Origin of the sequence: Roseobacter sinensis (assembly GCF_025755255.1) — a bacterium.
Classification (GTDB): domain Bacteria; phylum Pseudomonadota; class Alphaproteobacteria; order Rhodobacterales; family Rhodobacteraceae; genus Roseobacter; species Roseobacter sinensis.
The window spans coordinates 62992-70335 of record NZ_JALIEB010000019.1 but is presented as its reverse complement, the minus strand read 5'-3'; the positions used below and the strand labels follow the sequence as shown (position 1 = coordinate 70335).

Here is a 7344-nt window from a genome sequence, read left to right as displayed (position 1 = left end):
ACCGATGTCCGAAGGTCTTCCTCTCCGCAATCGCTCTCGCAGCAACAGTCATCTATTGGTTATGAGTCCTGACCCTAACGTCGCATTCGAGTTTGACGCCGCATCTCATGCGACCTTGCGACTTCAACTCAGAAGCCGAAGCATTGCGACTGACACAGCAGGTCTGCGTGCAACACTGATGATCGGATCGGCTGGTCAACAGATTTGGTCACAACACAGAGTGATCGAAAGGAGCACACAAGGGTCCAGGCATCACCCGACCATTGTTCAGCTTGGCGCAGAGCTTGCAGATGCGCTGGGGGAGTACCTGGCATCGCCAAAGCGCGCGCAAACTGCGCCCGCAGATGCATCCTGCCTTGCCGGGATTCGTCATTTGTTCGCTTTCACTCCACACGATGTGGCCGAGGCCGAAAGCCTTTTCCGTAAAGCGCAAAGTGTCGAAAGCCGAGGTCTCTACTGGGCCTGGCTTGCGCAGGTGCGCACAATTCAGCGCGTAGAGATGTATGACAATGATCTTCAGGGACTGCGTGCGGAAGGGGAGTACTACTCGGCACGTGCGCTTGAACTGGAACCCAACAACTCAATGGTGCTGGCCTTGTGTTCTAACGCAGAACATATTCTGCGGATGGACGCGCGGCGCGGATTGGAACTCGCTGATCGCGCGGTACATATTAATCCGTACAACCCGATGGCATGGTGGGCGCTCAGTTCGTCCAAACTATATGCCAGAGAGGTTGAGCAGTCCTACCGCGAGGCGTTGCGGGGGCGCTACCTGACCGCGAAGTCGCCTATAAGGTTCTGGTGGGATCTGCAGGTTTTCGCAGCCGCTATGATGACAGGGCGTTTGGATGAGGCCGTTGAGTGCTTAAAAGGCTGTGCGGCACAAAACCCGAACTTTCGTCCGCCTCTACGATATTTATTGGCATTGCTTGCCGGCCTTGGTGATGAATTTGAGGCGCAGCGTATCATTCAGTGCCTGCTCAGGTTAGAGCCCGGTTTCACGGTGCAGCAACTATTGGAAGACCGGCAGTATCCCGCGTCATTGCTACATCGCGCACCGGGCGTAGATTTGAAACGCGTGCAATCGACTTCGAAATGAACTGCAGATGCTTTGTCTGAGCTATGCCGCGCATTGGCTAGGTCACATATTGACCGTGCTGTGTGTTTTCGGCTGTTACTACCACATCGCGCGAATGGTTTGGGAAGCCGCTCCAGAGCTACCACTTGGTCCGACGTGTAGATGACCGCTTTGCACGACATGCGTTGCTTCGCAACAGCACACCTACTGCACGATTAAGCGAATGCTGCGTCAGCGAATGCCGCAAATCCAATGTCCGGAAAGTCCCGCTCAGCTAGCCTTCGGAGTACCTCGCACAAGAGCCCTTGTCCGATAGGCCACTCCCCCTTATACGCAATCCACTGGCGGTGCACGTCGATTCGTGTGCTGCTGGGTTTCGTCCGAGACGGTGGGTCGGAGTATTCCGATAAATCCTGCCTGAGATGGGAACAGACTTACTCTCCAGATGTTCAACCGTTGAGCCTCTGGCGGTTCTGGCCCGTTGTTTCGAGGACCAAAACTGCCGGAGTGATCCGGTGTAAACTGAGCCGGGCGGGGCAACCCGTCCACAATTGGAGTGAAACTGTGGATAGAGCACAAAAAGAACAGCTGGTCGACGAACTCGGCCAGATCTTTGAAAGCTCTGGCGTCGTTGTGGTCAGCCACTACGCCGGTCTGACAGTTGCTGAAATGCAGGACCTGCGCGCCAAGGCACGCGAAGCGGGCGGGTCTGTGCGTGTTGCCAAGAACAGGCTCGCCAAGATCGCCCTTGAGGGCAAGCCATGCGCAAGCATCGCTGACCTTCTGTCGGGTATGACCGTTCTGACCTTCTCTGAGGATCCTGTGGCTGCGGCCAAGGTTGCTCAGGACTATGCCAAGGGCAATGACAAGTTCGTCATTCTTGGCGGTGCCATGGGTGAGAACGCGTTGGACGCATCCGGTGTCGAAGCCGTGTCCAAAATGCCGTCGCGCGAGGAGCTTATCGCTTCCATCGTGGGCTGCATCGGGGCACCTGCATCGAACATCGCCGGGGCCATTGGCGCACCAGGCAGCAACATTGCCTCCATCCTGTCCACCATCGAGGACAAGGCGGCGGCATAAGCAACGTCATATCGGCGTCGTGCTGGATGCGCGGCGTTGGAACACACATATCGTAACGGAAAGAGCTAAACATGGCTGATCTGAAGAAACTGGCAGAAGAGATCGTTGGTCTGACCCTGCTTGAAGCGCAAGAACTGAAAACCATCCTCAAGGACGAGTACGGCATCGAGCCCGCCGCTGGCGGCGCAGTGATGATGGCTGGTCCTGCTGGCGGCGACGCCGGTGCCGCTGAGGAAGAGAAGTCGGAATTCGACGTTGTCCTGAAAAACGCAGGCGCCTCCAAGATCAACGTGATCAAGGAAGTACGCGGCATCACCGGTCTGGGCCTGAAAGAAGCCAAGGACCTGGTCGAAGCCGGCGGCAAGATCAAGGAAGGCGTCGACAAAGCCGAAGCCGAAGAGATCAAGGGCAAGCTGGAAGCAGCTGGCGCCGAGGTCGAACTGGCCTAAGCCTGACGCTTTTGAAGATGGAAAGGCGCTCCGGAAACGGGGCGCTTTTTTTGGTTGGTCTGACATCAGCCCACGCGGGTCGTCAGTGCCCTCACGCCCAACCCCCCGCTAATGTCGCAATCACATGTGGCCCTGTCTTGCAGCTGGGTCGTACTGCGACGGCCACGCCCCTCGTTTCGTGGCGCCTCTCCTGGTAGGCATAGCAACGCGCCAGAGGACAATTCACCTAGGCCGCCGCTTCAGAGCCGGAATAGTCCGAGCGCCTCGATGACGTCTCGCTTCGTCGCCTCCGTGCGCGCGCGGGCGCGGGCGGTCCCCCTCCGGATGACATCGAGGACATAGGCGCGATCCTTGGACAGCTGCGCCCGTCTTTGGCGGATCGGCGCAATGAGGGTTTGCAGGATATCTTCCAACCGCGCCTTGACCTTGCCGTCGCCGAGCCCGCCGCGTTGGTATTGCGCCTTGATCTCGGCCAGACCGGCCTGATCTTCATCGAAGGCGTCCAGGTAGCTGAAAACCACATTGCCTTCGATCTGCCCGGGGTCTTCCGCCCGCACGTGCTTCGGATCGGTGAACATCGCCCGCACCGCCGCGCGGATTTCGTCCTTGATGGTCGGATTCCGTTCAAGCCGCGAGACCGTGACAAAGTTCAGATAGAGCATCGAGAGTTCGGCAAGGGCGGGAAGGTGAGACTGCGGGCAGATCGTCGTGCGGCTCGGATCGATCCCGACCGCCAGGTAGTCGAGCGCGACCTCGATCACATTGTGCCGCACCTTGCCGGGATTGTGGGTATTGTCGGTCAGCGCCTGCGTGTCTGCCAAAAGCAGAAACTGCTCGTGGCTGTCTTGATACCTCAGACGGTTTCTGAGCGAGCCGGCATAGTGGCCGATGTGCAGCGGTCCGGTTGTGCGGTCACCGGTCAAAATGATGGGTTTGGTCATAAGGGTGTCCTCGTTGAGACGGAGGTGCCGCATCGGGACGCTTGGAAAACGAAAAGGCCGCCCGTGCGGCGGCCTCGGATTGGAATGAGTTATCGAGCCGCCAAGTCAGGAGGGCAGCCACCAGAGGATTGTGAAGCGCATCGTGTTTTCCATGGGCGCAGCGTTTAAGGCGGAGCGTGGGCGTCGTCAATCGGCGTCCATGGCGCGTGCCTGCGTGCCCGCCCATTGCGACACGGTCGTGCCCAGATGCTTTGACCGGGCCATCGGGACCTTTTTTGTAGCGCGTCGGTAACGCGAAGGCCCTGGTCCGAGCGCCGGTTGATCGCGCCTAATCCGTTCAATTTCGCAAACTCCTTTGTGAACACCTGCTACTCAATGAATTCTGCCTCGAGATCGGAAACGTCCAAATTCCTGTTTTGAATACGAATTTTCTGAACGGATTTCACGAAGCCCGTGATTATTTCCCGTCCTTATGGCGGGCATTCAAAGGACAAATTTCATATGCCCGGGCGGTGTCTGCACTTGGTAAGGCGGCGGAGAGGCCACAGCTTCGGTCTGATCTCCGCTGAAACCAAAACTCAGGTGGAGATCACCCATGCTTTCCGAAATCCTAGCCAGCTTGCGTGCCAGGCTGCTGACAACGTCTACACTGGCGCAAGAAACCGTTCGTGATGGACAGACCCTGACCAACGGCTTTTTCCAGAGTACCCTTGTCGACAACACACCGGCATTCGTTCTCAACAACGACGCCGCGCGGTTCCTGAACTTCGGCCAGGTTGAAACCAATGGCGCCCCGTCCGCGGTGTCGGTAGAGGCCGAGGATGTTCAGGTTTTCAACTTCCGCACCGGGAGCATCGCGGCCAATGGCGCTGCCGCAACCGATGTCGAGGTGACCGACGGGTCGAGCGCCGATATCCGCAACTTCGGCAGCATTGCCGGCGCGTTGAACGGTGTCGAATTCAGCGGCGCGAACAGCTCGGGCACACTGGACAACTTCCGCGGCGGTGTCATCTCGTCCGACAGCCGGGCCGTGGAGATCGAGGGCCAGGGCATCAGCGTCCGCAACTTCGGCGATATCCTGGGCACGGATGATCAGCGCAACGGGACCATCTACACCAATGCAACGGCTGAAGACGTCAGTATTTCGAACTTCGCGGGTGGCACGATCGATGCAGGCGACGGAAATGATGGTGCTGGGATCTCGTTTCAGGTTGGCGACGAGGCGGGGGACATCGTGTCGAACACCGTTTTCAATGGCTTCGGGGCGACCATTCAAGGCCGGGGCCAGGCGGCGTCGAACACGCCCGGTGCGGGTGACGGCATCCGCCTGAACAACGGTGCCGACGGAGCCGTCTCCGACACCGACATCGTCAATAGTGGCCTGATCTCCTCGGAGAGCAACCAGGGCACAGCGGCCGGCATCCGCGTTGCCGATGGTCTGGCGGCAGAGGGCCGTATCCTCAACACCTCCACCGGTGTGATCGAGGGGGTGCGCAACGGTCTCTACATCGGTGAGGCCGAGCATGACCTCGATGTGTTGAACTTCGGCACCATCCAGTCAGACAGCCGTGCGGTCAACATCGACGGCACCGGCGTCGATCTGATCAACGGCGGCGACATCCTCGGGACGGCGGATCAGCGCAACGGGACGGTCTATGCAGATGGCACGGCGGACGACTTCACGGTCTCGAACCTGGCCACTGGCACCATCGACGCCGGCGAAGGCAACCAGGGCTCGGGCTTCGGGGTCGAGGTCGGCGGGGCCGCTGATGGGTCAAACACATTCGAGCTGGACAACGACGGTATCATCCAGGGCCGCGGAAATGCGGCTGCCGGCGCACCGCTTGCCGGGGACGGCGTCCGGATCGGCAATGTGGGCAATCAAGGCACCACCGATGCGACCATCACCAACTCGGGCGAGATCCTCTCGGAAGGGGCCAATGGCACTGTTGCGGGTCTCCGCGTCGTCAACGGCGTCAATTTTCAGGGGACGCTGGCCAACTCCGGTACCATCGCCGGCGTTCAGAACGGGGTCTACTTCGGCACCGGCGACCACACGGGCGGGTCGTTCGTGAACTCCGGCGTGGTGTCGTCGGGCAGCCGCGCGCTCAACATCGACGGCGAAGGCCTCGAGGTGGAGAACTCCGGGGCCATCCTCGGCACCGGCGACCAGCGCAACGGCACCGTCTATGCCGATGCCACTGCGGACAACTACACCTTCACGAACACAGGTCTGGTGGATGCCGGGATCGGCAACAACGGCTCAGCGGTGTCGCTGCAAACCGGCGATGTGGACGGCGATGTCGTCTCGGTGGCGGTTTTCAACGAAGGCATCCTGCAAGGGCGCGGCGACGCGGTTGACGGGAACACCATCGGTGATGGCCTGCGCCTCTTCAGTGATCAGGACGACGCCAGCTTCGCCGGCCTTGTGCAGAACGACGGTGTCATCGCCGGCTCCGCGAACAGCGAGGTCGCGGCAGGGATCCGCATCGACGGCGGCCTGACCCTGCTGGGTGCGATCGTGAATGAAGGCGAGATCACCGGCACGGTGAACGCCATCGACGCGACCGACGCAGGCGACGTCACATTCGTCAACGACTACGAAGGTTTGGTAAATGGTAACGTGTTGCTCGGTGCCGGAGACGACATCGTTGTGGACCTCGGTCAGATCAACGGTGTCGTCGATGGCGGCGCGGGCGACGATGTTCTGATCGCCGGCCGGGGCGACAACATCCTTGTCGGCGGCCTTGGCAACGACTTCATCGACGGCGGCGACGGGATCGACACGGCTGATTTCTCGGATCAGGATGTGGCGGTGACCGTGAACCTTGGCGCGACCGGCAACGGCACGGCGACCCGTGAAACCGGGTTCTCCGTTTCGGTGCAGGACGTCGTTGTCGGAGCGTCGCTGCAACCCACGGCGAACATCAACGATGCTGCCGGATTCGTGGCCGAGGCCCTCGCGGGGAACCTCTACTACAACATCCACACATCGGAGTTCCTCGCAGGGGAGATCCGTGGCCAATTGGAGGTCGTCAGCGACACCGGCACGGGGCACGACCGCGTGATTGAGCTCGCCGGATCGCTGGATGCAAGCCAGGAGCCCGGACCCACCTCGGACAGCGCGGCCACGGGCGAAGCGACGGTCACGATCCGCTTCACCGAAGACGGCGACGTGGTCTATTCGTCCGAATTGACTGTGACGGGGCTCAATGAGGCCGACCTGCAGACGCCCGCTCCGGGTGTGGCCTCTGCGATCCACCTGCACAATGCGCCTGCCGGGATCAACGGTCCCATCGCGCAGGACACGTTGGTCGATGCCGGTGCCACCGTCGACGGTGCGGCCAGCATCGGTGTCTCGGGCCTCGATGTCATCGACGAGGTGATCGAAACCGACGTCCTGAGCTCGATCGAGAATGTGATCGGGTCGGGTGATGGCGATGTCATCATCGGGTCGGATGCCGACAACACCCTGTCGGGTGAAGACGGCGACGACCTGCTGAACGGTCAGGATGGCAACGACATCCTGATCGGCGGCGAAGGCGCTGACACCTTTGCTTTCAGCGGGCTCTTCGGCAACGACACGATCAGCGACTTCGAAAGCGGCGTCGACCGGTTGGACTTCTCCGACTTCGGCCCCGACTTCGGACCCGAACTGGCGGTCGAAGCCGTGGACGGCGGCACGCTGCTGACCCTCGGCAACAACGGCTCCGTGCTGCTGGCCGGCGTCGACAGCTTCGACACCGAAAGCGATTTCATCGCCTGATCGGTCTGACCAGAGGTGGCGGCGTTCGTC

5 protein-coding genes are annotated in these 7344 nt (G+C 60.5%); 4 read left to right on the top strand and 1 reads right to left on the bottom strand.

Going from position 1 to position 7344, the window contains the following annotated elements:
• From MUB52_RS20300 to rplL, 3 genes are all read left to right on the top strand, one after another.
• Nucleotides 1-1099: tetratricopeptide repeat protein (locus MUB52_RS20300; protein WP_263845972.1), on the top strand; the 1099-nt coding region annotated here is incomplete at its 5' end.
• A gap of 543 nt (nt 1100-1642) precedes the next feature.
• Complete coding sequence (gene rplJ, locus MUB52_RS20295) at nt 1643-2158, top strand: 50S ribosomal protein L10 (protein ID WP_263845971.1); 516 nt, start codon at nt 1643-1645, stop codon at nt 2156-2158.
• Nucleotides 2159-2229: 71 nt separating this feature from the next.
• Nucleotides 2230-2607 carry a 50S ribosomal protein L7/L12 gene (gene rplL, locus MUB52_RS20290; RefSeq protein ID WP_263845970.1) on the top strand — a complete coding sequence of 126 codons (378 nt, stop codon included), beginning with the start codon at nt 2230-2232 and terminating at the stop codon, nt 2605-2607.
• A 239-nt stretch (nt 2608-2846) separates the two neighbouring features.
• Here the strand turns inward: rplL and MUB52_RS20285 are convergent, their stop codons facing one another.
• Entirely contained in the window at nt 2847-3548 is a 702-nt protein-coding gene (locus MUB52_RS20285) for a hypothetical protein (protein WP_263845969.1), read from the bottom strand.
• A gap of 595 nt (nt 3549-4143) precedes the next feature.
• On the opposite strand from MUB52_RS20285, the gene MUB52_RS20280 reads away from it, so the two are divergent.
• Entirely contained in the window at nt 4144-7314 is a 3171-nt protein-coding gene (locus MUB52_RS20280) for a beta strand repeat-containing protein (protein ID WP_263845968.1), read from the top strand.
• The last annotated feature ends 30 nt before the right edge of the window (nt 7315-7344 follow it).

Excerpts from the sequence above, each read along its gene's own strand:
- rplL (WP_263845970.1), top strand. The coding sequence starts at position 2,230 with ATGGCTGATCTGAAGAAACTGGCAGAAGAGATCGTTGGTCTGACCCTG.
- MUB52_RS20285 (WP_263845969.1), bottom strand. The coding sequence starts at position 3,548 with ATGACCAAACCCATCATTTTGACCGGTGACCGCACAACCGGACCGCTG.
- MUB52_RS20280 (WP_263845968.1), top strand. The coding sequence starts at position 4,144 with ATGCTTTCCGAAATCCTAGCCAGCTTGCGTGCCAGGCTGCTGACAACG.